20 protein-coding genes are annotated in these 26,834 nt (G+C 31.2%); 11 read left to right on the top strand and 9 right to left on the bottom strand.

Features of this window, described 5'->3' with window-relative positions; genetic code table 11:
* Nucleotides 1-16: 16 nt before the first annotated feature.
* From GXM21_RS08860 to GXM21_RS08850, 3 genes are all read right to left on the bottom strand, one after another.
* Nucleotides 17-970 (bottom strand): S66 peptidase family protein, encoded by a 954-nt coding sequence (locus tag GXM21_RS08860; RefSeq protein WP_008537314.1) that lies wholly within the window; start codon nucleotides 968-970, stop codon nucleotides 17-19.
* A 155-nt stretch (nucleotides 971-1,125) separates the two neighbouring features.
* Nucleotides 1,126-2,748, bottom strand: coding sequence for a peptide ABC transporter substrate-binding protein (locus GXM21_RS08855; RefSeq protein ID WP_008537315.1), 1,623 nt, complete (start codon nucleotides 2,746-2,748; stop codon nucleotides 1,126-1,128).
* Between the two features lie 33 nt (nucleotides 2,749-2,781).
* Complete coding sequence (locus GXM21_RS08850; RefSeq protein WP_008537316.1) at nucleotides 2,782-3,549, bottom strand: serine hydrolase; 768 nt, start codon at nucleotides 3,547-3,549, stop codon at nucleotides 2,782-2,784.
* 284 nt (nucleotides 3,550-3,833) lie between these two features.
* Here GXM21_RS08850 and gdhA point away from each other — a divergent pair, with 284 nt between their 5' ends.
* Nucleotides 3,834-5,183 carry an NADP-specific glutamate dehydrogenase gene (gdhA, locus tag GXM21_RS08845; protein ID WP_008537318.1) on the top strand — a complete coding sequence of 450 codons (1,350 nt, stop codon included), beginning with the start codon at nucleotides 3,834-3,836 and terminating at the stop codon, nucleotides 5,181-5,183.
* Between the two features lie 221 nt (nucleotides 5,184-5,404).
* Nucleotides 5,405-8,251, top strand: a complete 2,847-nt coding sequence (uvrA, locus tag GXM21_RS08840) for an excinuclease ABC subunit UvrA (RefSeq protein WP_008537319.1) — start codon at nucleotides 5,405-5,407, stop codon at nucleotides 8,249-8,251.
* 50 nt (nucleotides 8,252-8,301) lie between these two features.
* On the opposite strand, the gene bioF is transcribed toward uvrA, so the two are convergent.
* The 5 genes from bioF to GXM21_RS08815 form a co-directional block, all read right to left on the bottom strand.
* Complete coding sequence (gene bioF / locus GXM21_RS08835; protein WP_008537320.1) at nucleotides 8,302-9,456, bottom strand: 8-amino-7-oxononanoate synthase; 1,155 nt, start codon at nucleotides 9,454-9,456, stop codon at nucleotides 8,302-8,304.
* Nucleotides 9,457-9,474: 18 nt separating this feature from the next.
* Nucleotides 9,475-10,230, bottom strand: coding sequence for a 6-carboxyhexanoate--CoA ligase (locus GXM21_RS08830; RefSeq protein WP_008537321.1), 756 nt, complete (start codon nucleotides 10,228-10,230; stop codon nucleotides 9,475-9,477).
* Between the two features lie 5 nt (nucleotides 10,231-10,235).
* Nucleotides 10,236-10,715 (bottom strand): hypothetical protein, encoded by a 480-nt coding sequence (locus GXM21_RS08825; RefSeq protein ID WP_008537322.1) that lies wholly within the window; start codon nucleotides 10,713-10,715, stop codon nucleotides 10,236-10,238.
* A gap of 114 nt (nucleotides 10,716-10,829) precedes the next feature.
* Nucleotides 10,830-11,741 carry a DMT family transporter gene (locus GXM21_RS08820; protein WP_008537323.1) on the bottom strand — a complete coding sequence of 304 codons (912 nt, stop codon included), beginning with the start codon at nucleotides 11,739-11,741 and terminating at the stop codon, nucleotides 10,830-10,832.
* A gap of 261 nt (nucleotides 11,742-12,002) precedes the next feature.
* The gene (locus GXM21_RS08815) at nucleotides 12,003-12,209 is read right to left on the bottom strand and encodes a hypothetical protein (protein WP_008537325.1); all 207 of its coding nucleotides are present in this window, start codon (nucleotides 12,207-12,209) and stop codon (nucleotides 12,003-12,005) included.
* Nucleotides 12,210-12,476: 267 nt separating this feature from the next.
* Between GXM21_RS08815 and hsdR the strand changes: the two genes are divergently transcribed.
* The 5 genes from hsdR to GXM21_RS08790 all read left to right on the top strand — a co-directional run bounded on the left by hsdR (nucleotide 12,477) and on the right by GXM21_RS08790 (nucleotide 20,529).
* Nucleotides 12,477-15,767 carry a type I restriction-modification system endonuclease gene (gene hsdR, locus GXM21_RS08810; protein ID WP_008537327.1) on the top strand — a complete coding sequence of 1,097 codons (3,291 nt, stop codon included), beginning with the start codon at nucleotides 12,477-12,479 and terminating at the stop codon, nucleotides 15,765-15,767.
* A complete protein-coding gene (locus tag GXM21_RS08805) occupies nucleotides 15,764-17,185 on the top strand; it encodes a class I SAM-dependent DNA methyltransferase (RefSeq protein ID WP_008537328.1) in 1,422 nt (473 codons plus the stop codon). Before hsdR ends, GXM21_RS08805 begins: the two co-directional genes overlap by 4 nt.
* A gap of 1 nt (nucleotide 17,186) precedes the next feature.
* The gene (locus GXM21_RS08800; RefSeq protein WP_008537329.1) at nucleotides 17,187-18,515 is read left to right on the top strand and encodes a restriction endonuclease subunit S; all 1,329 of its coding nucleotides are present in this window, start codon (nucleotides 17,187-17,189) and stop codon (nucleotides 18,513-18,515) included.
* A gap of 109 nt (nucleotides 18,516-18,624) precedes the next feature.
* Entirely contained in the window at nucleotides 18,625-19,485 is an 861-nt protein-coding gene (locus tag GXM21_RS08795) for an AraC family transcriptional regulator (protein WP_008537330.1), read from the top strand.
* Nucleotides 19,486-19,506: 21 nt separating this feature from the next.
* On the top strand, nucleotides 19,507-20,529 hold the full coding sequence (locus GXM21_RS08790; RefSeq protein ID WP_008537331.1) for a S66 peptidase family protein: 1,023 nt from the start codon (nucleotides 19,507-19,509) through the stop codon (nucleotides 20,527-20,529).
* 51 nt (nucleotides 20,530-20,580) lie between these two features.
* Here the strand turns inward: GXM21_RS08790 and GXM21_RS08785 are convergent, their stop codons facing one another.
* Nucleotides 20,581-21,606, bottom strand: coding sequence for a threonine aldolase family protein (locus GXM21_RS08785; RefSeq protein ID WP_039881294.1), 1,026 nt, complete (start codon nucleotides 21,604-21,606; stop codon nucleotides 20,581-20,583).
* Between the two features lie 145 nt (nucleotides 21,607-21,751).
* Here GXM21_RS08785 and GXM21_RS08780 point away from each other — a divergent pair, with 145 nt between their 5' ends.
* The 4 genes from GXM21_RS08780 (at nucleotide 21,752) to GXM21_RS08765 (ending at nucleotide 26,401) form a co-directional block, all read left to right on the top strand.
* A complete protein-coding gene (locus GXM21_RS08780) occupies nucleotides 21,752-23,143 on the top strand; it encodes a cation:dicarboxylate symporter family transporter (protein ID WP_008537333.1) in 1,392 nt (463 codons plus the stop codon).
* Nucleotides 23,144-23,271: 128 nt separating this feature from the next.
* The gene (locus GXM21_RS08775) at nucleotides 23,272-24,558 is read left to right on the top strand and encodes an L-cysteine desulfidase family protein (RefSeq protein ID WP_071987377.1); all 1,287 of its coding nucleotides are present in this window, start codon (nucleotides 23,272-23,274) and stop codon (nucleotides 24,556-24,558) included.
* A 38-nt stretch (nucleotides 24,559-24,596) separates the two neighbouring features.
* Nucleotides 24,597-25,781: an MFS transporter gene (locus tag GXM21_RS08770; RefSeq protein WP_008537335.1), complete on the top strand. Its 1,185-nt coding sequence runs from the start codon at nucleotides 24,597-24,599 to the stop codon at nucleotides 25,779-25,781.
* A 38-nt stretch (nucleotides 25,782-25,819) separates the two neighbouring features.
* Nucleotides 25,820-26,401, top strand: a complete 582-nt coding sequence (locus GXM21_RS08765) for a 3'-5' exonuclease family protein (RefSeq protein ID WP_008537336.1) — start codon at nucleotides 25,820-25,822, stop codon at nucleotides 26,399-26,401.
* Nucleotides 26,402-26,834: the final 433 nt, after the last annotated feature.

Below are 26,834 nucleotides of genomic sequence, written 5' to 3'. Positions count from 1 at the left end.
GATGAAATTAATAGAATTAACGTAATTTGCAGTGAGCTTCACTGATGAAAAAATTAATATTATCGTCAGTAATATTAATAGTAGCATTTACACCTAATGGCAAAAATGCATTTGTGCGTTCATGCCCTGCTGGGAAATTATAAATTGTAGGAACTTTGGCTAAATTAGCATACTGCTCTAAGACTTCTTTAACAGTAAATTCATAAGGTTCTTGTTTATTTGGTTGGCAATGAGAAAAATTGCCGAAGATTAAACCTTTGATGTCTTTTAGTAAACCGTTTTGCCAAAGTTGACGAAGCATGCGGTCGATAGCATAAGCATCTTCACCGATATCTTCTAAGAATAAAATACTATTTTCCCCTTTTAATTCATAAGGAGTACCGCAAAGAGAAGTGATAACGCTTAGATTGCCACCGATTAATTTACCAAATGCTCTACCTGGATAAAATGATTCTAAATCGTGTTTTTTAGGTAGCGGAAAAGCACCGAGTGGAACAGACATGCGAAGACCACGACAAAAAGAAGAAATCGTATATTGCGTAGGTTTTCGTGATAAAGTTTTGAGCATAGGTCCATGAATAGTAACAAGTCGGCTATTTTGTCCAATGGCAGTATGAAGAGCTGTAACATCGCTAAAACCTATTAATAATTTTGGGTGTTTGCGGATTAAATCATAATCTAATAAATCAAGAATACGTGTACAACCATAACCACCACCAAAACATAAGATAGCATCAACTTCATCATCAGCAAAAAATTTATTGAGTTCACTTGCTCGCAATTTATCAGAACCTGCGAGATAACCTTCATTTGTTTTTAAAGTTTTGGAGATTTTTGTTTTATAACCCCATTGATGTAAAAGTTCAATGCCAGGAGTATAATCAAAATCTGCACAAGCAGTAGCTGGCGCTATGATGCCAATACAACTACCAATGCCAAGAATTTTGCCTTTGTGGCGAGTCTTCATCATAAAGGAAGCCTCCTTTATTCATAAATATTATTAATAAATCTAATTATTAGAATAGCATTTGAATAAGTATGAGTCAATTAAATGTTTTGACTTTATTGAAAATATAAAAGAAAAAACCATTATATTTAAATATATAATGGTTTTACTTATAAGATTTATTTTTCGGAAGCTTTTTCAGGGGAATTTTCGATATATGCTTCTTTAAAATCGATAGTGCCTAATATTGACCAGCGATAATTTTTTACATAAGGTTGAGCTATATAAGGTTGAGTAGTGTAATAAATCGGTAAGACAACAGCATCGTCCATCAAGATTTTTTCAGCTTCATGCATTGCTTGCATACGAATTTCTTGATTGTTTGTATTTTGAGCTTTATGAACTAAATCATTATAAAGTGGATTGTGATATTGACCATCGTTATTTTCATCAAGATATACGTCCATAAAAGTCATAGGATCGGCATAATCTCCAATCCATGAAGCACGGGCTACTTGGAAATTTCCTGTATTTCTAGCATCTAAATACACTTTTGATTCTTGATTTAAAAGTTCTACATTAACATTTAGATTTTCTTTCCACATAGCTTGGATTACTTCGGCTACAGCTTTATGCATTTCATTTGTATTATATAAAATAGTTATAGGAGAAAGACCTTCGCCATTTGGATATCCAGCTTCACTGAGTAATTCTCTTGCTTTTTGTGGATTGTATTCTACGAGATTACCACCTTCACGGCGAAAATCTTGTTTAGTTACAGGATTAGTAAGCCCAGGAGGAACCCAAGCATAAGCTGGTTCTTTGCCACCTTTAATTACATTGTTGACAAGTTTTTCTCTATCCACAGCCATAGAAAAAGCTTTACGCACTAGAGGATTATCAAATGGAGCTTTTTGTGTATTGAAACTATAATAATAAGAGCCTAAATAAGGACTCATCTTGAATAAGCCTTCTTTAGTCAAGCGTTCTTGTTCAGAGATTGGCGGTTCTACAGTGATATTAGCTTGACCACTTTCTACCATAGAAACGCGGGTGGATTGAGATTCACTGATAGGCCATTGCATATTTTCAAGTTTAACTTTATCTTTATCCCAATATTTATCATTTTTGACAAATTGTAATTGATTAGAATGTATCCAATGAGTTAAAACGAAAGGGCCATTAGAAACAATTTTATCATTAGCTGCCCAGATTTCAGGGTCTTTTTCAACAACATGACGTGGTACAGGATAATAAGCATGAAAGGCAGTTAAATTTAAAAAATATGTGATAGGTGCTTTTAATTTTACATATAGAGTTTTATCATCTAAAGCTTTTACCCCTACTTGGTCAGCAGATACTTCTTGTTTGAAAAAGGCTTCACCATTATTTAATGGATACATCATATAAGCATTTTCAGAAGCTGTTTGAGGGTCAAGTACACGTTTCCATGCATATTCAAAATCATGAGCAGTAAGAGGTGTACCATCATTCCAGAGAAGATTATCACGCAAATGGAATGTGTATTCTGTGCCGTCTGGAGAAATATCCCAACTTTTAGCTGCTGCTGGTTGAGGTTGTTCATGTTCATCTAAACGAGTCAAACCTTCAAATAAAGCAAGTTCTACATTTGATTCAGCGAGAGCTGTACTTTTAGCAGGGTCTAAAGTAGATGGTTCGCTTTCTAAAGCATAGCGAACAGTATCATCAGTCATAGCTTCATCACTACAACCACTGATGAGGAAACTATATACTATGAATATGGAAATTAAAATTAATTTAGGTGAAATAATTTTAAACATATAATCAGTCCTTTAATGATTAAATAATCAAATTTATTTTTGTGCTAGATAATTATAAATATATTGCCCTAATTTTCCTATTTCACGACCACCGATAGCATTTGATTTTAAATTAGAAGCAAAAATAATAATACTATAAGTGCCAAAATCTGCTTCTAAAATACCACCATCATGTTCGACAAAATCAAGCATACCTGTTTTATGATGGAATATGATATCTTCATCCCAATAATAAGGAATGCGGTCTCTAAATTGTTGGCGAGCTAAGATTTGCCATGCGATATTAAATCTTGCTAAATGACGATTATCATAGATATGACAAAGTAATTTATGGTAATCATTTACAGTTAAATAATTTTCTCTACCTTGCTTACTTGCTTCAAAATCCATCATATAACGTTGAATTTTTGTCTGTTTTAAATTTAATTTATCAGCATAAGCTTGAATATTATACATACCTAATTTTTTTATGAGAATATTTGTGGCTAAATTATCACTAAGGACAATCATTAGACTAGCAAGAGCTTTGATACTGACTTTTGTATCGCTATCCATTTCTTGTAATGCGCCACCACCTTCAACATATGGTACATAATCAATAGAGATTTTTTCATTAAAATCTAAATCACTAGCGCATAATGTAGCTAAAATAAGAACTTTAATCATACTAGCTGATTTATGAAGGTGATTTCCATTTAAGCAAATTGTTTCTTGGGAATTTTTCAGATTGCAGATTAAATAAGACCAATCTCCATCTAATTTTTGTACATAATCATTTAGATAATTTTGTAATTTATTCATGATAACACATCTTTTCTGTATAATAATTAAATTATTATCTATTATATCATACTGTACACAAGAGCCAAAATACGTGATAAATACCTGCTATAATGGAGTTTGGAAATACTGTATACAGTATTTAATTGTAAATTTGTAAAAAATATCTATGCAAGATAAAAATGACGTGCTATAATGATTTACGTTAAATACAGAAAAGGTATATAAGTAAAATTTATATACCTATTTTATTTTTTTATGATTTGTGAATAAAGATATTTCTATCAAGGAGTTGTGGTTTAATCATGAGTTTAAAAAACGCATATTTACAGAAAGTTTACGACAAAGTAGTAGCTAAAAATCCAAACGAAGCAGAATTCCAACAAGCAGTTTATGAAGTTTTAGAATCTATTACACCTGCAATTGAAAAAAATCCTGCTTATGAAAAAGCTAATATTATTGAACGCATGGTTGAGCCTGAACGTATGATTACTTTCCGTGTAACATGGGTTGATGATAATGGTAACGTACAAGTAAATCGTGGCTATAGAGTACAATTTAACTCTGCTATTGGACCATACAAAGGTGGTCTTCGTTTACATCCTTCCGTATGCGCTTCTGTAATTAAATTCTTAGGTTTTGAACAAGTATTGAAAAATTCTTTGACTACTCTTCCTATGGGTGGCGGTAAAGGCGGTAGTGATTTCGATCCAAAAGGTAAATCTGATATGGAAATCATGCGTTTCTGCCAAAGCTTCATGACTGAACTTGCAAAACATATCGGTGCAGATACTGACGTTCCTGCTGGTGATATCGGTGTTGGTGCTCGTGAAGTTGGTTACTTATTTGGTCAATACAAACGTCTTCGCAACGAATTCACTGGTGTATTAACTGGTAAAGGTTTATCCTTCGGTGGTTCTTTAGTAAGAACTGAAGCAACTGGTTATGGTTTATGCTATTTCGTTGAAGAAATGTTAAAAGATAGTAATACATCTTTTGCTGGTAAAGATGTTGTAGTATCTGGTTCTGGTAACGTTGCTATTTATGCTGCTGAAAAAGCTATGGAATTAGGTGCAAAAGTTATTGCTATGAGCGATTCCAATGGTTATGTAGTAGATAACGATGGTATCAAACTTGATGTTGTAAAACAGATTAAAGAAGTTGAACGTAAACGTATTAAAGAATACGCTGAACGTGTTGAAGGTGCACAATATCATGAAGGTTGCAAAGGTATTTGGACTGTTAAATGCGATATTGCTCTTCCTTGTGCAACTCAAAATGAAATTGATCTTGAATCCGCAAAAGCTCTCGTAGCTAACGGCTGTAAAGTTGTTGGTGAGGGTGCAAATATGCCTTCTACTATTGATGCAATCAACTATTTCTTAGACAATAAAGTTCTCTTTGCTCCTGCAAAAGCTGCAAATGCTGGTGGTGTTGCTACTTCCGGTCTTGAAATGAGCCAGAACAGCGAACGTTTAAGCTGGACATTTGAAGAAGTAGATGCAAAATTACATTCAATCATGGTAAATATCTACAAAAATGCAGCAACAACTGCAAAAGAATATGGCTTTGAAGGTAACCTTGTAGTAGGTGCAAACATTGCTGGTTTCTTAAAAGTAGCAGATGCTATGCTTGCTCAGGGCTATGCTTATTAATAAGTAATTTAAAATATAGATTAAAGCAATTAAAAGTGCAGAAATTTATTTTCTGCACTTTTTTTATTTTATAAAGATGTTGTTAATCAATAAAAGTCTATAAATATAAAAAATAAATTCTTATTTAATAATTATTATTAATATGATATAATTAATAGTATAAAACTAGGATTTATAAATGATTTTAAATTTGATAATAATATAAATAAGGAGGATATATTTTGTCTGATTTTATAACAGTAAAAGGAGCGAGAGCTCATAATTTAAAAAATATAGATGTAAAAATTCCTCGTGATAAATTAGTAGTAGTAACAGGATTGAGTGGCAGTGGAAAATCTTCATTAGCTTTTGATACGATATATGCCGAAGGTCAACGTCGTTATGTAGAGTCTTTATCTGCATATGCTAGACAATTTTTGGGGCAGATGGATAAACCAGATGTTGATTATATAGAAGGACTATCTCCTGCTATATCTATTGATCAAAAGACAACAAGTCATAATCCTCGTTCTACAGTGGGAACAGTTACCGAGATTTATGATTATTTGCGTTTATTATTCGCTAGAGTGGGAAAACCTCATTGTCCAAAATGTGGTAAACCGATCACTCAGCAGACAGTAGACCAAATGGTGGATAATATCATGAGTTTGCCAGAACGCAGTAAATTATTGATCATGGCACAAATCATTCGTGGAAAAAAAGGCGAACATAAAAAAGTATTGGAACAAATTCGCAAAGAAGGTTATGTGCGTGTACGTATTGATGGCGAAGTTATAGATATTAATGAAGAAATTAATCTAGAAAAAAATAAAAAACATACGATTGAAGTGGTAATCGACCGCCTCATTGTGCGTGAAGGCATTGAACAACGTTTAGCAGATTCACTTGAAACTGCTTTAGATATAGGTGAAGGAATTGTCTATGTACAAGTGGTTGATGGTGAATTATTGATGTTTAGTCAAAATTTTGCTTGTATAGATTGTGGTATCAGTCTGCCAGAGATTGCTCCGCGTATGTTTTCATTTAATAGTCCATATGGGGCTTGCCCTGAATGTAGTGGACTTGGCAGTCATCAACAATTTGATATTGATTTAGTAATGCCTAATAAAAATTTAAGCCCAGCAGAAGGTTTATTTGCACCATTATCTAAAAATCCAGCTTCTTATGCTATGGTACAGATTGAAGCTGTATTAAAAAAATATGGTTATACTTTAAATACTCCATGGAATGAAATCGATAAAAATATTCAAGAGTATTTGATAAATGGTTCAGGTGAGGAAAGATTTAATTATTCATATGTGAATATGTATGATGAATATAAAGAGTATTTTTCACCATTTGAAGGTGTAATGCCTATGCTTGAGCGTCGTTATAAAGAGACTAATTCAGATATAATGCGAGAATCATATGAAGCATATATGAGCACTACACCATGTCCAAAATGTAAAGGGGCAAGGTTAAAACCAGAAGTATTGTCTATCACTATTGGCGATAAAAATATAAAACAAGTAACAGATATGACTATCGCTGAAGCTAGTGAATTTTTTAAAAATCTTAAATTCACTGAGCGTGAAGAAATCATTGCTAAACAGATTATGAAAGAACTTCATGCTAGATTGGGCTTTTTACTAGATGTAGGGTTAGAATATTTGACATTATCTAGAGCAGCAGGCACTTTATCTGGTGGGGAAGCTCAGCGTATTCGCTTAGCTACACAGATTGGTTCAGGTTTAGTCGGTGTATTATATATTTTAGATGAACCTAGTATAGGACTTCATCAAAGAGATAATAATAGATTGTTAGCTACATTAAAACATCTTCGCGATTTAGGAAATACATTGATTGTGGTAGAACATGATGAAGATACTATGTATGCAGCAGATTGTATTATTGACATAGGGCCAAAAGCAGGAGCTGGTGGCGGTGAAGTAGTAGCTCAAGGAACTGTTGAAGAAATCAAGCAAAATTTAAATTCAATAACAGGGCAATATTTAAGTCGTAGAAAATATATACCAGTACCAAAAGATAGAAGAAAAGGCAATGGCAATTTTATCGAAGTTGTCGGTGCTAAAGAAAATAATTTAAAAAATATAAATGTAAAATTTCCATTAGGTGTATTTACTGTAGTAACAGGAGTTTCTGGTTCTGGAAAATCTACTTTGGTAAATGAAATATTATATAAAGGTTTAGCAAGTAAATTATATACAATAAAAGGAAAACCAGGTAAACATAAAGAGATAAAAGGCATTGAAAATATAGACAAAATCATCAATATTGACCAATCGCCAATAGGTAGAACACCTCGCTCTAATCCTGCGACATATACAGGTGTATTTGATAGTATTCGTGAATTATTCAGTCAAACTAATGAAGCGAAGATAAGAGGATATAAACCTGGTCGTTTTAGTTTTAACGTTAAAGGTGGACGTTGTGAAGCTTGTCATGGTGATGGCATTATAAAAATCGAAATGCACTTTTTACCAGATGTATATGTTCCATGTGAAGTTTGTAAGGGAGCGAGATATAATCGTGAAACTTTAGAAGTAAAATATAAAGGAAAAACTATATCTGATGTACTCAATATGACAGTTGATGAAGGCTGTGTATTTTTTGAAAATATACCTAAAATTTATCGCTATATGAAAGTATTACAAGATGTAGGACTTGGTTATATTCAATTGGGACAGCCAGCGACAACATTATCTGGCGGTGAAGCACAGCGTGTAAAATTAGCTTCTGAATTAGCTAGAAGAAGTACAGGCAAAACTCTTTATATTTTAGATGAACCGACAACAGGACTGCATACAGCAGATATTCATCAACTTTTAGATGTATTACAGCGATTAGTTGATGGTGGAGATACTGTAGTTGTCATTGAACATAATCTTGATGTGATTAAGACAGCAGATTATTTGATTGATTTAGGTCCTGAAGGTGGCAATCGCGGTGGTACTATTGTAGCCAAAGGAACACCAGAAGATATAACGAAAGTAAAAGCTTCATACACAGGGCATTTTTTAAAACCTTTACTTGAAGAAGGAAAAAGATTAAATAAACGAGATGCATAAAAATAAAGACCTTGATAATATAATTTATGTATTATCAAGGTCTTTTTATATTAAAGTAATTTAATTAATTCGGTGATGACAAAGTGCAAATCTTCTTGTGTATGACTAGCTGATATAGCAAGACGCAATCGACTTTGATTTTGTGGGACTGTCGGTGGGCGGATAGCAGATAAAATAATATGTTTTTCATAGAGTTTTTGAGCTATTTGCAGAGCTTTTTCATTGCTATGCACAATGATAGGCACGATAGGAGTCGTTAAGTTTATATCTATATTATTTTGTTGGAATAAATCTTGTACATAGGAAATATTATCGTATAATTTATCAACTAAGCTATTATCGTTAGCAATTAAGGATAAGGCTTCAAGGCTACTTGCTATATCTGCTGGTGTCAATGCTGTAGAAAAAATGTAACTGCGAGCCTTATTGATGAGATATTCAATAAGAATTTTTTTGCCAGCGACAAAGCCACCTTCAGAAGCGAGGGCTTTGCTTAAAGTGCCTAACTGAATATCAATTTTTCCTTGTAGGTGAAAATGTTCTACACTGCCATGACCTTTGCCCAAGACTCCTGTAGCATGAGCATCATCAACCATAGTTAAAGCATTGTATTTATGTGCTAAATAGACTATTTCATCTAAAGGTGCGATATCGCCATCCATGCTAAATACGCTATCAGTAACGATTAATTTCGTATGAGAATATGGCAAATTTTTTAATATATTTTCTAAATCTGTCATATTTTTATGACGATAAATTAAAGTTTTAGCTTTGCTGAGTCGACAGCCATCAATTATACTTGCGTGATTTAATTCGTCGCTGATGATGTAATCATTATTATTAGTCAATGCACTGATAGTGCCAACATTAGCCATATAGCCAGTATTAAAGACCAATGCTTTTTCTATAGATTTAAATTCAGCAAGTGCTTGTTCTAATTTGGCAAATAAAATATGAGAGCCAGATATCAAACGTGAGCCACCAGAGCCTGTGCCGTATTTTTCGATAGCCTTGATAGCAGCTTTTTTCACTTGTGGGTGATGAGTAAGCCCTAAATAATTATTAGAAGCCATCATCAAAAATTCTTCATTATCTTTTAGAACTTTAGTGGCAGAAATGGGAATATAAGTTATAGGTTTCCGATATAATTGTTGTTGATGTAAAATTTCTATTTCAGTTAAATATTTATTTAAATTATCTTGCATGATAAACTCCATTTCAATTTATAAATTAATATCTACAAGTACGGGTTGTCTTTCAAGATAATTTTGCAAAACTGTGATATCTACAGGCGTTTTTACAAAAAATACTCGACCACCTTGATTGCTATGTAGTGGTTTCATTTTAGTAATGCGGTGATAAATATTATTGGCAGATACATAACCGATAATATAATTAGGGTCATCAGACCAACATAATTCTCCTACGACATTTGGAGCAGATAAAACTTTACTAGCTAAGACAAGAGCTTCTTGTACATGATTGTCTGTATAGCCTAATTCATCAAAATGTTTTTTTGCTTGTAATGTATCTTTAAAATCCATGCGACTGACGCGAATTCCTCTCATGCCTGTATTATCCAAGCGTTTTCCAGTAGTGGCATCAATTAAAATAGCACCACGCATATTTTCTTGTAGTGATAATAAAGATGATATAGCATTATCTATGGCTATTTTAGAAATACCTGCATTGGCTAAAAATTCACAAGCATTTTTATGTCCATCACTTACATCAATAGCTGTATACGTTTCCATCTTAAGCATGGGAATAGTTATGATGTCTTTAGGTTTAACTTCTTCAATAGTAAGGCGGATAAAATCTGCTCTGCCTTTTTCATGAGTTAAAGCTCGTTGAATTAATTTTTCTGTGATTGTAGTTAAATCTTGTGTTGTAATCAAACGTTCGGCACCGGAAATATGATGACCACCATGTTCATGGGCTCCACCTTGAGCTGAACGCATACGAATACTATAGAGCATAAATATTATCTCCTTTTATGAATTATTTTCTTTAAGATATTTACCAAAATAGGGGAAGCTATAGCAGTGAAGATAAGTCCAGGAATGGTAAATAAAATCATGGAAAATGTTAAAGCTCCTAGATTGCCTAGAAAGAAAAATAGACTAAATCTAGCGATGAGTGAAGCGATAGGGCCAGCGAAAATTATCATATAGAGATGATTTTGAGCTAAATATAAAAGTAGACCAACGATTAGACGAAATTGCATGGCAATAGCTACATTTAATATATTTTGTGTACCTAAAGCTAAACAGATTACACTAGATAAAATGCCACTGATGATATATTTTTTAAAACCAAAGACACTACAAATAGCTACAGCTAGTGGAGCTGATAATTGGAATTCAATGCCAGGAATTATATTAGGAATTTTGATTGAGCCTAATATAGAAATCATGGCAACTAAAATAGCGATTTCACAAAGTGTAGAAGTTTTATATCTCATATTGTCAACCTTTCTATAATTTTAGTTAACATTTTAAAGAAAGATGAGATATTTGTCAAATAAAAAAACAGATATAGATTTCATAAGAAAAATATATCTGTAGATTAGTTTTGTTTAATTAAAGATTTTTTTTAGTTTTGTAAAAGGAATGGTCAATAATCCTAGGGCAAATAAAACAGTGAATAGACCGATTAAAGATAAGACAGTAGGTATTTCTTGATAAAAGAAAATACCAAAGAGCATAGCAGCTATAGGTTCACCAGAGGCTAAAATTGCAACCTTGCCAGCTTCGACATAATTTAAGGCTACAGTAAAGCAAATATATGGTAATACAGAAGTAAGTAAAGAATGTAATAATAAAAATCCACTCATAGGCGCTGGGTCAATTTGAATGATTTCCCAAACTTTTAACCAATCAGTAAAAGGCAATAAAGCTATGCCAACAGCCATTAAGCTATAAATTGTAACTGTAAAAGAATGATAGCCTTTGAGCATAGCGATTTTGGAGAATATACTATATGTACCGTAGAAAAATGCACCTAAAGTGCCAATGATAATACCGATGGTAGTCCATTTCATAGCACCGACTTCTTCTAAGACACCACTAGATAATATACAACCAATTAAAGCCAAAATAGCACAAACGGTTTTTTGCAAAGTGAGTTTTTCTTTGAATAAAATACTAGCCAAAATCAATACAAATATAGGGGCAAGGCTCAATAAAACAGCAGATAAGGATAAGGTCAATTCATTTATGGCGAAGTTATAACAAAGATTTAGACCTAACATACTAAAAATACCAGCACAAATAAAAATCCATAAATCCTTTAATTTGATTTTGAGTAATTTTTTGTCTAAACATAGTAAACCAGCAATAATAATGATAATAGCAACAATGATGCGAGTTTCGACAATAGAAACACTATTTAGACCTAATTCGCTAAGTTTTCGGACAAAAATCCCCGCAGAACCCCACATTATGCCCGACAAAATGGGAAAAATTTGAATCCATTGCTTCAATTTCATAAAATAACGCTCCTAAAATAAATTTCATATTTTAAGATTATACTATGTTAATATTTGACTAACAATATATTGACTTTAAAGGAATAAATTAATGAAATGTAACCATAAAAAAAAGAGCTTATTAAAGATTTTTCAATCCATAATAAGCTCCACAAAAATTATACATTAGATTAAGATTTAATTAATATATAGGTTTTGATTTGAAGACATAAGTGTATTTATGTCAGAGGTATAATAATAGCCTACAATATATTATTAATATTATTGTAAACTATGTGCGCTGTGATAAGATGCTTCTGCTTCGTTATCTTTTTTAGTAATAAGTCTATAAGTGATGAGATTTGCTAAGAAGCCTAAATAAATAATGCCTAAAGTTAAAGCAGTAATTGTTGGATTATTTATATAAAGGGAAAGAATGAAACTTGCAATAGCTACTAATAAAGCACGAATAATAAGAACAGTTTTCATAATGAAATTCCTCCTGATTTTAAAAAATATATATAAAATGTTGTATAATTTTTTTCGTGAAAATTTATTTCGGTTATTATTATAACGCTTTATAATCAAGAGTCAATGAATTTGAAGAAAGTTTATATCTTAAAATTGTTGTCAAATATAGCTATTTTCAAAAAATTTTTTAATATGTAAAAATAGGCGTATTATTTGCGCAAAAAGATAGAATTTAATATTATAATAAAGATTATAAGTATAAAAAATAATTTATGGTGATAGATTATGAGTAATTTTGATTTTTTAAAAGAAAAATTTCCAGTATTAGCAAATTTAGGCAATTTAGCAGAAAAATATTTATATACAGACCCTAATTCTTGTTTAATTAAATTAGGCATGATAGGGGAAACTGTTGTAAATTTAATTTTTGAATATGATAATATAAAAAAACCGACAGAAGATAAAGCGGTAAATCGTATAAATATTTTAATTCGTGAAGGTTATATTGATGAACAACTTAAAAATATTTTACATGCTTTGCGTAAAGCAAGAAATAAAGCTGTTCATGAAAATTATGAAAAGCCTTGTGGTCTTTTATTAGAATTTGCCTATGTGCTTAGTGAGTGGTTTATGCAAACTTATGGAGATTATAGATATGAACACAGACCATTTATTTTGCCTAAAAAAGAAGATATTTATTATACGAATATTGAAGAAAACGAATTACAGCAATTAACACAATCTGCATTGCAAACAGCTTCTAAAGCAAAAGTTATTAAAAGAGATAAACGTTTGAATTTAATAAAATCGGCAACAGATAGATTAAAATTAACAGAAGAACAGACAAGATATATCATTGATGCACAACTAAGAGAAGCTGGTTGGCAAGTAGATACAAGAAATATTCGCTATAGCAAAGGCTCAAGACCACAGAAAAATGTAAATATGGCAATAGCAGAATGGCCTACAATGACAGATAAAAAAACTACAGGTCATGTAGATTATGCGTTATTTATTGGTTTAAAACTTGTAGCAGTAGTGGAAGCTAAAAGTATAGATAAAGATATTTTATCTGTAATGGATTATCAAGCAAAAGAATATGCTAGTCAAATTATAATTGATGAAAAATATTTAATTGGTCAATATGGTGAGTATAAAGTTCCTTTTGTATTTGCGACAAATGGTAGACCGTATTTAAAACAGATAGAAACAGCTTCGGGTATTTGGTTTAGAGATTTACGCAGTAGTTTAAATTATCCTGTAGCTTTGAGAGGTTTTAAATCTCCAGAAGGACTTAAAGAATTATTGCAATTAGACATAGAAAAAGTAAATAGTGAATTAACAAATTATAATCAAGGCTTTTTAGTAGATAAGCAAGGTTTGAATTTGAGATATTACCAAGTAAATGCGATAAAAGCAACTGTTGATGCTATAGTAGCAGGCAAGAAAAATATTTTATTAGCTATGGCTACAGGTACAGGAAAGACTCGCACTATTTTAGGCATGATATATCTATTTTTAAAGACAAAGAGATTTCACCGCATATTATTTTTAGTGGATAGAACGAGTCTAGGTGAGCAAGCTTATGAAACTTTTCGTGAAGTAAAGCTTGAAGAATTGATGACTTTAGATGAAATCTATAATATAAAAGGGTTAAATAATAAACAGATAGATAGAGAAACTAAAATACAGATAGCAACTGTACAAAGTATGGTTAAAAGATTGTTGTATCAAAATGATGAAGATGGTGAAAAATATAATAAAATGCCGTCTGTTAGCGATTTTGATTTGATCATTGTAGATGAAGCTCACAGAGGTTATATATTGGATAGACAAATGAGCGAAGAAGAACTTTTGTATAATAATCAGCAGGATTATATCAGTAAATATCGCTATGTCATTGAATATTTTGATGCCGTAAAAATAGGGCTTACAGCTACACCAGCACTGCATACTACAGAAATTTTCGGCGAACCAGTATTTACTTATTCTTATCGTGAAGCTGTTAATGATAGATTTTTGGTAGACCATGATGTACCGCATAATATTCGTACAAGATTATACAATGAAGGTATAGTCTATCATAAAGGCGATAATATGTTATTTTATGATACAGCTACAAAAGAGGTAACAAATGTAGCTTGCTTAGAAGATGAAGTTCATATCGAAGTGGATAAATTTAATCGTGAAGTAATCACCGAAGATTTTAACCGCAAAGTCTTAATCGAAATCATAGAAAGTATCAGTCGAAAAAATAATCAAAAAGATGAAGATAAGCAAGGAAAAGTATTAATTTTCGCTGTTGATGATAATCATGCAGATTTAATCGTAAAAATCTTAAAAGAAATTTGCTCTGATTATAATATTCCTAGTGATACAATTATCAAAATCACTGCTAGTGCAGGTCAAGGCAATAAAGACCGTATTTCAGAATATATACGTCGTTTTAAAAATGAAAAAGATCCTTCTATTGTTGTTACTGTAGATTTATTGACTACAGGTGTTGATGTGCCGAAGATAGATACTTTAGTATTTTTACGTAGAGTAAAATCTCGTATTTTATTTGAACAGATGTTAGGCAGGGCAACTCGTCTATGTCCGCAAATTGATAAGACTTGTTTTGAGATTTATGATCCTGTAGGTGTATATGAAGCTTTAGACAGTGTAAATACTATGAAACCTGTTGTGGTAAATCCTAATATCAGCATAGGAGATATCATCAATAAAATAAAAGAAGATAATGGCATATATACAGCAGATGAACTGAAATATAAACAAAATCAATTAGAGCAATTAGTCGGTAAATTAAATCGTAAACAGCAATCTATGAGCGATAAAAAGAAAAAAGATTTCAAAACAATGACAGGTAAATCAACAACTGATTTTATTGACGAATTGAGAGCTTTGCCAGTAGAAAAAATTAGCTCTTATATACAAGAGCATGAAAGCTATTTTACTTTTTTACAAGAAAAAGATGCTTGTCATGGCAAAACTCGCATTATTTATGAGGGTGAAGATGAAGTAGTATCTCATACTAGAGATTATGGAAATACGCAAAAACCACAAGATTATATAGAGAGCTTCACTCAATATTTAAAAGATAATATGAATGAAATAATGGCTTTGAAATTAATCTGTACAAAACCTAGCGATTTAAAACGTGAAGATTTAAAAAGATTATGCTTAAAACTAGATAGTAATGGTTTTAGTCAAACACATTTAAATACAGCTTTAAACCAAATGACTAATCAAGAGATAACAGCAGATATCATCAGTATAATTCGTCAATGTATGCTTGGCAGTGCTAGAGTTAGTCATGAAGAACGTATAAAAAAGGCTATGGAAAAATTGAAAGCAAATCATTATTTTTCTGTAAGTGAAGAAACTTTCTTGAAAAGCATAGAGAAATATTTATTGCATGAGTCTGTAATCAATAAAGAAACCTTTGATACAGATACAAGATTTGTAAAAAAAGGTGGTTTTAAAACTATTGATAAAAAATTTGGCGGACATTTAGCAGAAATTATAGTAGAATTAAACCAATATTTATATGAAGATGGAGGAAAAATAGCTTGAATACACAAGAGATAGTAGGAAAACTTTGGAATTTATGTAATGTACTAAGAGATGACGGTATAACTTATCATCAATATGTAACAGAACTCACCTATATTTTATTTTTGAAAATGGCAAAAGAAACAGGTGTAGAAAAAAATATTCCTGAAGCATATCGCTGGGATAATTTAGTAAATAAAAGCGGTATTGAATTAAAAAATTTCTATAAAGAATTATTAGATAAATTAGGCACTAATACTACAGGCAGAATTAGAGAGATTTATCAAGGTTCAGCGACCAACATTGAAGAACCAAAGAATTTAGAAAAAATAATTAAAACTATAGATGAACTTGATTGGTACAGTGCTAAAGAAGAAGGCTTGGGCAATCTTTATGAAGGTTTGCTCGAAAAAAATGCCAATGAGAAAAAATCTGGAGCAGGGCAATATTTTACCCCTCGTGTACTCATTGATGTGATTGTAGAGCTTGTAGCACCACAGGCAGGCGAACGTTGTAATGATCCAGCTTGCGGAACTTTTGGCTTTATGATTTCTGCAAATAATTATGTAAAATCTCAAACTGATGATTATGATGATTTAGATGAAGAACAAAGTGATTTTCAATATAAAGAAGCTTTTACAGGTTGCGAATTAGTACATGATACACATAGATTGGCTTTGATGAATGCAATGCTTCACGATATTGATGGCGATATCATGCTTGCTGATACATTATCCAATCAAGGAAAAGCATTAAAAGATTTTGATGTAGTGCTTGCCAATCCTCCTTTTGGTACGAAAAAAGGTGGTGAACGTGCAACACGTGATGACTTCACTTATCCTACGAGCAATAAACAGTTGAATTTCTTGCAACATATTTATCGTAGTTTAAAAGCCAATGGCAAAGCTAGAGCAGGTGTTGTACTTCCAGATAATGTATTATTTGCTGACGGTGATGGCGAAAAAATCCGTGCTGATTTAATGGATAAATGCAATCTGCATACAATTTTGCGATTACCTACAGGGATTTTCTACGCTCAAGGTGTAAAAACGAATGTATTATTTTTCACACGTGGCAAAACAGATAAAGATAATACAAAAGAAGTGTGGTTCTATGATTTAAGAACGAATATGCCTTCTTTTGGTAAAACAAATCCACTCAAAAAAAGTGATTTTGCCGATTTTATCAAGGCTTATACAGCAGAAGATAGACATAAAATACAAGATGAAAGATTTTCTGTATTTACAAGAGAACAAATTGCCGAAAAAGGCAATAGCCTTGATTTAGGCTTGATAAAAGATGATAGTATCTTAGATTATGAAGACTTGCCAAATCCTATTGATTGCACAGAAGAAATGATTGCAGACTTATCCGAAGCACAAGCCTTACTTAGTGAAGTTGTAAATGAATTAAAATCCTTAGAAAATGGTGAGGCTTAAAATGGCAAAGAAAAAACAAATAGAGTTAACCATAGAAGAAAAATTGCGAAATGCCTTAGTACCAAAAGAAGAACAACTATATAAAATACCTAGTAATTGGTGTTGGACATATATACATAACATAGCAATTGTTGTAACAGGGAAAACACCAAGTAAAAAAAATAAAGAATATTATGGGGGTAAGTTTCCTTTTTTTAAACCAGCTGATTTAGATGCAGGTAGAAATATGCAATATGCAACAGAATATCTATCAGAAAAAGGAAAATCTATATCTGTAATAATTCCTGAAAAATCAACTGGAATTTGTTGTATAGGAACAATAGGAAAATGTGGATATTTTTTAGTTGAAGGAACAACTAATCAACAAATAAATACAGTAATTTCAAAAATAAATCCTTTATATAGTTATTATTTTTTTAATACAAATAGTTTTGTTAGAGAATTAATATCTAAAGCATCAGCAACAACGATAGCTATAGTTAATAAAAGTAAGTTAGAATCATGTTTATTTCCTGTTGCTCCATTAAATGAACAACAAAGAATTGTAAATAGAATAGAGTCTTTATTTGCTAAATTGGATAGAGCAAAGGAATTAATAGAAAATACTTTAGCTCAATTTGAACAAAATAAAATGGCAATACTGCATAAAGCTTTTACTGGTGAATTAACAGTAAAATGGAGAAAAGAAAATAATATTAATGAAAAAAATTTTTTTAATAAAGTTAAATTAAAGAATGTCATAAAATTAATTTCAGGTAGAGATGTTAGTGTAAGTTTATGTAATGATAAATCTATAGGAATACCATATATTTTAGGTGCAAGTAATATAAAAGATAATAAATTTTTTATTGAACGATGGATAGAAAATCCAGTAGTAGTATCAGAAAAAAACGATATATTACTCAGTGTAAAGGGAACAATAGGAAAGCTTTATTTACAAAAAGAAGAAAAAATAAATATTAGTAGACAAATAATGGCATTAAGAGCTTTAAATGAATTAAATACGCATTATCTATATTATTTTTTATTGAGAGAATGTGAACGATTAAAATTTGAAGGAAATGGATTAATACCAGGAATTTCAAGAAAAGATATTTTAGATTTAAATATTTTATTACCTACTCTTGAAGAACAACAGGAAATTGTTAATATTTTGGATAATTTATTGGCTAAATATAATAAAATAAAAAACTTAGAACAGCAATTAGAAAAAATAGAATTACTGAAAAAAGCAATACTAGCTAAAGTTTTTCGTGGTGAGTTAGGCACAAATAATCCTGACGAAGAAAGTGCTGAAAATCTATTAAAAGAGATTTTAGCTGAAAAATAATTTAAGAAAGACTATCTCAAAAAATGAGATAGTCGTTTTTTTATAGATTTAGTAGATAACTCTTTTTATGTTAAAATAAGTGTACTAAATAAAATAATAAGAGGTAATCATGGAGAATATGAATAAGAATATTGCCTATGAGCATATAGATTTTTCGGAGATAACGAAGGTGCGTTTTTGTACTTTGGTGGAAAAATGTAATTATATACCTAATCATTGGCATCAATCCATAGAGTTTATTTATCTAATCAAGGGCGAAAGATTGGCGACTATAGAAAATAAATCGTTTTTGCTTCATGATGGTGATTGTGTTTTAGTAAATGCAAATGCTATTCACTCTATGAAATTGATGGAAACAAATACGATTATTTTGTTGCAAATTCCTATAGATTTTTTAGAGCAGTTTGTACCAGATATACAAGAGATTATATTTGTACTCAATGATAGTAAAAATACACCAAGAAAACAGGAATGTTTAAATAAGGTAAAATCTATATTATTGGAAATGAAAAGGGTTTATGACGCAAAGGAAGATGGATTTTTATTGAAGTTTAATAGTTTATTGTTTTCATTATTGTTTGAATTGAAGACTCATTTTAGTGTGAAAATGATGAATGTCAATGTAGGTCAACGGAAAAAAGATTTAGCTAGATTGAATATAATTTTAAAATATTTGCAAGAGAATTATAAGCAAAATATAGCTTTAGAAGATATAGCAAAATTAGTACATTTTCAGACGAATTATTTTTGTAGATTTTTTAAAAAGCATATGGGTGTTACTTTTATCGAGTATCAAAATCAAGTGAAATTAGCTTATGTTTATCGAGATTTAATCAATACAAAAGATAGTTTGTCTATGATTTTATCAAGACATGGTTTTAATAATTATAAATTATTTAGGACTTTGTTTAAAAAGCATTTTGGCGATACACCAATGAAGGTGCGTAAACATATTGTTGAGCAAGATTGATAGTCGGTTGGAGGTGAAGTGATGAAAAATTATTTTAAATATTTTTTGAGTATATGTTTTATTATTAGTTTATGTTTGCATAGTGAATTTGTTTTTGCTGAAAGTTTGAAGGGTAATGCTCTAAAACAAGGCGATTGTATAGGTATAGTAGCACCTGCTTCAGGTATTGAAGATATGAATATAGATGACGCTACCAATAAATTGCAAAATTGGGGTTATAAGGTGAAATTATCACCGAATTTGTATCAGCAATCAGGATATTTAGCTGGTAGCGACCAAATGAGAGCTGAAGATTTAAATAATTTTTTTGCTGATGATGAAGTTGATGCGATACTTTGTCTTCGTGGTGGTTATGGTAGCGGTAGAATACTTGATTTATTGAATTATGAAATGATAAAACAGCACCCTAAAATGGTGATTGGCTATAGTGATATAACGGCATTGCATATGGCATTGATAAAAAAAGCGGATTTAGTGCCAGTACATGGGGCTATGGTTATAGATATCAACGACAATGGCTATAATTATACAGATAATCAATTAAAATTGGGTTTGGCAAATGAAAGTTTGGGTATGAATAATGAATTTGTTTTGCCAAGCAATCATAAATTAAAAGTATTAAAAGAAGGTTATGCTAAAGGTAAAATCATTGGCGGTAATTTATCTGTATTAGCTTCTTTATCTGGCAGTGAATATCAGCCGAATGGTGAAAATTGTATTTTATTCATTGAAGAAGTCGGTGAGGACTCTTATGTAATAGATAGATGTTTTCAGCAATTATGGCAAAGTGGAGTGTTAAAGCAAGTGAAGGGATTAATCATTGGTAATATGCGAAGATGTGAACCAACAGAGCCGACACAGTTTGATTATTCTGTGATGCAGGTAATCAAGCAATATACAGATAAAGCCAATATTCCTGTAGTCTATGATATGCCAGTAGGTCATGGAGCGATAAATGGATTTTTGCCTTTGAATGTAGAAATAACACTTGATGCAAATACTTCTAATCCACAGATAATTTTTAATGAAAGTTATGTAAAATAAAAAAGAGTAGTTTGATAAATATAATATCAAACTACTTTTTTTTGAAGATTTTTATAAAATTTCTTTTAATGTATCAATAGATGATTGTGGTGTTGCCCAGCTAGTGGCAAAACGCACTACTGTATGTGTATCGTCATATTTTTCCCAGAAACTACAGCTGATTTTTTGGCGGAGTTCTTTTAATTTAGTATCTTCTAAAATGATGAATTGCTGATTAGTATCTGTTTCTAAGAAGAATTTATAATTTTTTTCTTTGAAGATAGCTTTTAATTGTTCAGCTTTTTCAATGGCATTTTTAGCGATTTTAAGATAGAGATTATCAGTAAATAATGTATCAAATTGAATACCGAGTAGTCTACCTTTAGCAAGTAATGCCCCATGTTGTTTGATGATAGTGAAGAAATGAGGTATTAAATTTGGTTTTGTGATTACTACTGCTTCACCGAATAATGCACCAACTTTTGTACCACCAATATAAAATACATCACAATATTTAGCGATATCTTGCATAGTAACATCAGTATTTAAAGAAGCAAGACCATAGCCAAGTCTAGCGCCATCTAAAAATAACGGTAGATTGTATTTGTGGCAGATAGCAGATAAATCAGCTAATTCTTGTTTAGTATATAAAGTACCCCATTCAGTAGGGTGGGAGATATATACAGCTCCAGGAATAGTCATATGTTCAAAACTTTCATCACCATAAAATTTAGTGAGATATTTTTCTACTTCACTAGCTTTGAGTTTACCTTCTTCTTGTGGCAAAGTGATGACTTTATGTCCACCAAATTCAATAGCACCAGCTTCATGAAGTTCGATATGAGCGCTATCTACGCCGATGACACCTTCATATGATTTTAATAGACCATCGATTACAGTAGCATTTGTCTGTGTACCGCCAACGAGAAAATGAACTTGTGCTTCAGGACAGTTACAAGCTTGACGGATTTTTTCGCGAGCAGATTCGCAATATGTATCATTGCCATAACCAGGAGTTTGTTCAAAGTTAGTAGTTACAAGTTTTTCTAAAATAGAGGAATGTGCTCCTTCTAAATAATCGCTGTCAAAATATAACATCATATCACCCTTTTATATAAAATTAGATAATCTATATTATATCGTAAAGAAATAAAAAAATGAATATTTAAAGTTATTGTCAATTTTCTATATTATATGTTATGATAATAAATCATATAGAAATAGTATGAAAGGTGGTATGATTATGAATGGCGATTTTTGGCAATCATTTTTGATGATAAGTGATATATATACGGTAGGATTTTTGATTTTATTATGTATTTTCTTTGGCATTATTCATTATCTCTATCGCAAACGTAAAATGGATTTTTCCTTAGTGGTATTAATCGGTATGGGTCTTGGCTGTATTTTAGGTATACTCATGCAGTATATGGCAGGTTTTCCTAATGACCCAATGAAGATTACTTTTATTAAAGAAACAACGAATTGGTTACAATTATTTGGCAATGGTTATATTGATTTAATCAAAATGATAGTAGTACCACTTGTAATAGTTTCTATCGCTCATGTCATTGTGAATATGAAATCTGAGCAAAAAATGAGCCGTTTAGTGAAGAAAACTATTTTAGTTACAATGTCTATGGTAGCTGTAGCTTCTATAGTTGGTATAGCTTTTGGTATTTTCTTCAATGTTGGTGGCGATGCTTTGACAAATGTAGCAACAGAGGCAAAAGCGAAAGAGATTGTTTCTGTGGCAACTACACTTAGAGGGCTGATACCAGGAAATTTAGTTGATGCTATGGTAAAAAATAATATCATTGGCATGGTTATTTTTGGAACATTTTTAGGTAGAGCTATTTGGTGGATAAAAGCGGATGAGCCAAAAGTTGAGGAATTTATGCGCAAATTAGTCAATGGTTTGCATAAAGCTTTGATGAATATGGCGCTTTTGATTTTAGATTATATGCCATGGGCAGTAATTGCATTACTAGCTAATACTATTGCGCAAAAAGGTTTAGATAGTATTTTAAGTGTAGTACATTTTATTTTTGTATTGTATTTAGCGATTATTGCACAGTTTATTATTCAGTTGATAGCATTGAGTGTAAATGGCATAAATCCTATTGTGTACATGAAAAAATCATTAGCCCTGCTTATTTTAGCCTTTACTTCTCGTTCTAGTGTAGGGTGCTTGCCTGTTACGATTGAAACTTTGACGCAAAAATTAGGTGTAAATCAAGCAACAGCAAGTTTTGTAGCTGGTTTTGGTACAACGGCAGGTATGCAAGGTTGTGCAGGAATTTTTCCTTCACTATTAATTGTCTATGTATGCCATTTGACAGGAACAGCTATGGATTTTAGCATGATCGTCATGACAATAATTGTAGTAACGTTAGGTTCACTTGGTATAGCAGGTATTCCGGGAACTGCGACAATGGCAGCATCTGTAGGTTTATCTGGTGTAGGCATGGCGTCTTCTTTTAGTTTGATTGGCCCAATTTTGGCTATAGACCCATTGATTGATATGGCTAGAACTATGTTGAATGTATCTGGCTCAGTAACGAATGCTTTGATTATTGATAAAAGATTAGGTAATTTAGATGAAAATATATATAATGAAATAAATAAAAATTAGTATGTGAATTTGTCAAAGAGGTGATATATTATAAATTTCTTGTAATATATTGCCTTTTTGCTTATTTTGCGATATTTTTTTTATAGAGGATATAATTAATTTTTTAATAGAAAGGTTGGCGTAATACGATGGAGCAGAAAATATACGATAATTATATAAATATTTTAAAAGAGGAATTAGTGCCAGCTTTGGGATGTACTGAACCTATTGCTATAGCTTATGCTGGTGCTAAAGCTCGTGAAATTTTGGGAACATTTCCGCAAAAAGTAATAGTAAAATGCAGTGGTAATATCATTAAAAATGTAAAAGGTGTAACAGTTCCAAATTCTGGCGATTTAAAGGGCATTGATACTGCAGCGCTACTCGGTATTATCGGTGGTAATGCTGATATGCAATTAGAAGTTTTAGAATCTGTAACTGATGAAGATAGAGTAAAATTAAGAGAGTTATTAAAAGCTAAAATCTGTAGTTGTGATTTAGTGGAAAATACAGACAATCTATATATAGATATAACAGTGGTAGCAGATGAACATAAAGCTCAAGTCATTGTATCTGATTATCATACTAATATCATAAGAATAGTAAAAGATGATGAAGTATTATATGATAAAGTGAATAAAATAGATAATCAAGCTGATAAAATCGAAGCGGATAGAAATTTATTAAATGTAAAAGATATTATTGAATTTGCTGATACTGTAAATTTAGAAGATGTAAAAGATATATTATCAAGACAGATAAATTGTAATATGGCTATTGCGAGAGAAGGTATAAAAAATAATTTTGGTGCTAATGTAGGGCTTAATTTATTAGCTTTATATGGCGATTGTTTACCTGTTCGAGCTAGAGCTATGGCAGCAGCTGGTTCTGATGCTCGTATGAGTGGTTGTTCATTGCCTGTAGTAATTAATTCAGGAAGTGGCAATCAGGGAATGACTGTAACAATTCCTTTAGTAGTGTATGCAGATGAATATAAGATTTCTCAAGAAAAATTGTATAGAGCATTGCTTGTAAGTAATTTATTAGCTATTCATCAAAAGAAATATATAGGAAAATTATCTGCTTTTTGTGGTGCAGTAAGTGCAGGTTATGCTTGTGGTGCGGCTATTACTTATATGTTAGGTGGTAATTTTAATCAGATTGCTAATACTATCATTAATACTTTAGCTAATACAAGTGGTATTATCTGTGATGGGGCAAAACCTTCTTGCGCAGCGAAAATTTCCTCAGCATTAGATGCAGCACTTTTAGCTCATACAATGAGTATGCATGATGATGTATTCCATGCTGATGAAGGTATTGTAAAAGATGATTTAGAAAAAACTATTAGAGCGGTAGGATATATTGGTCGAGAAGGAATGAAATCAACAGATATTGAAGTGTTGAATATTATGATTGATAAAGTCTGTCCGTGAATTAATTTGATGAAAAATAAATAAAAGAGGTCTTGAAGATGGCAAGATTAATAGATAAAGGTACTAGAGAATATACCTGTGCATTAATCATGATGTTTTTTGGTAGTTTGGCAGCATTTGGGGCAGAGTATTGTTTGCAACCAGTTATACCTATTTTGGCACAAGATTTTAACTTGACTCCGACACAAGCAAGTTTATCCATGTCTTTTGGCACAATCGGTATGGCTTTTTCAATGTTGTTGATAGCTAGTATTTCCAAACATTTGGAACGTAAAAAAGTCATGGTAATCGCTTTGGGGATTTCTTCTATATTGATATTGTTGATGTCAATTACAGAAGAATTTGCATTGATTTTGGCTTTGCGTTTTGTACAGGGAATTTTATTGGCAGGTTTTCCTTCTTTAGCTGTAGCTTATATAAATGAGGAATTCAATCCTAAAATAATCGGTGCTGCTATTGGTGTTTATGTAGCAGCAACGCCTCTTGGCGGTCTAGTTGGTCGTATTTTAATCAGTACCTTAACAGATGTAGCTTCATGGAGAATGGGCTTGATGATTGCTGGTATATTATATTTATTGAGTGCAATCATGATGTGGATTTTCTTGCCACCATCTCTAAATAAAAAAATCGAACATGGTAAAATTAAAATACAATGGAAAGATTTTTTGAGTTTATTGCAAAATAAGAAAATAATTATGATATATTTAATAGCTTTTTGTGTAATGGGCTGTTTTGTATGTACGTATAATTTTATTTCTTATGTATTGATGGCAGAACCTTATAATTTGAGCCAAACTATAATTGGCTTTATCTTTGTGCTTTATTTAGTAGGTTCAGTAAGTTCAGCCGTTATGGGAACATTATCTGACCATTATGGTCATGGAATAATAATCGTGATTTCTGTTATTATTCAATTAGTTGGTATTTTATTGACTTTATTTATGCCTTTAATCGTGAAGATAATAGGTCTTGCTATATTTACTTATGGCTTTTTTGGTGTGCATTCAAATGCTTGTGCGTGGGCACCGCAGAGTTGTCAAAATGATAAAGCACAAGTTTCTGCGATGTATATGCTATTTTACTATATTGGTGCTAGTACATTTGGTACAATTGGTGGTACTTTTTTAAGTAATTATGGTTGGAACGGTATAGTAGTATTTGAAACTGTTATTTTGACTATAGGTTTAATTTTGGCAATAATCTTATATAAAAAGAAGGAATAGTAAAAGTATAATTTTCAGAGATTTAGGATGTGTAAAATTTGTTTTTTAAACAAGAATATATTGCATCAGTAGAAACAAATCCCTCTATATTATTTTTTGATTTAGAAATGACTGGTGGCAATACTAGATATGATGAAATTTTGCAATTTAGTATTGTGGATTTATATAAAGGTGTGGTATTCAATGAATATATAAAGCCACGAAAATGTAAATCGTGGAAAGATACAGAAGCTATACACCATATAACACCAGAAATGGTAAAAGATTGTTTTACGATAAATGCTCATCAAGCAACAATAAAAAATTTATTTAAACATGCAGATATGGTCATTGGCTATGGCATTGAAAATGATTTGCGCTTTATGAAAAAAGATAAAATTTTTGTAGGTAAAAATACCATTATTTATGATTTACAAAAATCTTTTTCACGAGTTTATAGCAATGATAATAATATGCCTAGCTTGAAATCTTGCGCGCAGTATTATAGATGTCCAAATTTAGGAAAAGCTCATGACAGTTTGATTGACACATATATTACCGTTTATTGTTTTGTATGCATTTATGGATTAGATATGCCCAAGTGGCTAAAAGATATAGTAGAAAAGCAAAAAAGTAATTAATTATTTATTAGAAGCTGTATAAAATCTCATTATCATAAATAAAATTTATGATAACATTAAATATGTTAAAAAAATCACATAAAGTCATTGACAATAGTTTTATTAATACCTATACTGTAAATAGAATGTTATGTTCTATTTTTTATATTGTACATAGGTTAATTTTTGGGTATTTCATAAGTAATAAGTATGAAAGATTTATTTGTGAGAATACTTTATAAAAACTTAAAATATGATATAATAGATATAATTAATATTATATGTGTTGTATGACTTTGGTATAACATAATGCTCTTAATTTAAGAGCGTATGAATATAAAAGGTTGGGGCAACAACCTCTAAGATAGATATTTAAATCCTATGTTATAAATTAATATAGGTAGTGTCATTATGTCTTAAAATCACATAGATATGTGAATTGTCAATTGCATAT

It is taken from the genome of Megamonas funiformis (genome assembly GCF_010669225.1).
GTDB lineage: Bacteria > Bacillota > Negativicutes > Selenomonadales > Selenomonadaceae > Megamonas > Megamonas funiformis.
Note: the sequence above shows the minus strand (reverse complement) of the source record. Positions and strands in the feature narration are given on the sequence as shown.

Coding starts and splice junctions, on each gene's coding strand:
- GXM21_RS08860 (WP_008537314.1), bottom strand. CDS start 970: ATGATGAAGACTCGCCACAAAGGCAAAATTCTTGGCATTGGTAGTTGT.
- GXM21_RS08855 (WP_008537315.1), bottom strand. CDS start 2,748: ATGTTTAAAATTATTTCACCTAAATTAATTTTAATTTCCATATTCATA.
- GXM21_RS08850 (WP_008537316.1), bottom strand. CDS start 3,549: ATGAATAAATTACAAAATTATCTAAATGATTATGTACAAAAATTAGAT.
- gdhA (WP_008537318.1), top strand. CDS start 3,834: ATGAGTTTAAAAAACGCATATTTACAGAAAGTTTACGACAAAGTAGTA.
- bioF (WP_008537320.1), bottom strand. CDS start 9,456: ATGCAAGATAATTTAAATAAATATTTAACTGAAATAGAAATTTTACAT.
- GXM21_RS08830 (WP_008537321.1), bottom strand. CDS start 10,230: ATGCTCTATAGTATTCGTATGCGTTCAGCTCAAGGTGGAGCCCATGAA.
- GXM21_RS08825 (WP_008537322.1), bottom strand. CDS start 10,715: ATGAGATATAAAACTTCTACACTTTGTGAAATCGCTATTTTAGTTGCC.
- GXM21_RS08820 (WP_008537323.1), bottom strand. CDS start 11,741: ATGAAATTGAAGCAATGGATTCAAATTTTTCCCATTTTGTCGGGCATA.
- GXM21_RS08815 (WP_008537325.1), bottom strand. CDS start 12,209: ATGAAAACTGTTCTTATTATTCGTGCTTTATTAGTAGCTATTGCAAGT.
- hsdR (WP_008537327.1), top strand. CDS start 12,477: ATGAGTAATTTTGATTTTTTAAAAGAAAAATTTCCAGTATTAGCAAAT.
- GXM21_RS08800 (WP_008537329.1), top strand. CDS start 17,187: ATGGCAAAGAAAAAACAAATAGAGTTAACCATAGAAGAAAAATTGCGA.
- GXM21_RS08795 (WP_008537330.1), top strand. CDS start 18,625: ATGGAGAATATGAATAAGAATATTGCCTATGAGCATATAGATTTTTCG.
- GXM21_RS08790 (WP_008537331.1), top strand. CDS start 19,507: ATGAAAAATTATTTTAAATATTTTTTGAGTATATGTTTTATTATTAGT.
- GXM21_RS08785 (WP_039881294.1), bottom strand. CDS start 21,606: ATGTTATATTTTGACAGCGATTATTTAGAAGGAGCACATTCCTCTATT.
- GXM21_RS08780 (WP_008537333.1), top strand. CDS start 21,752: ATGAATGGCGATTTTTGGCAATCATTTTTGATGATAAGTGATATATAT.
- GXM21_RS08775 (WP_071987377.1), top strand. CDS start 23,272: ATGGAGCAGAAAATATACGATAATTATATAAATATTTTAAAAGAGGAA.
- GXM21_RS08770 (WP_008537335.1), top strand. CDS start 24,597: ATGGCAAGATTAATAGATAAAGGTACTAGAGAATATACCTGTGCATTA.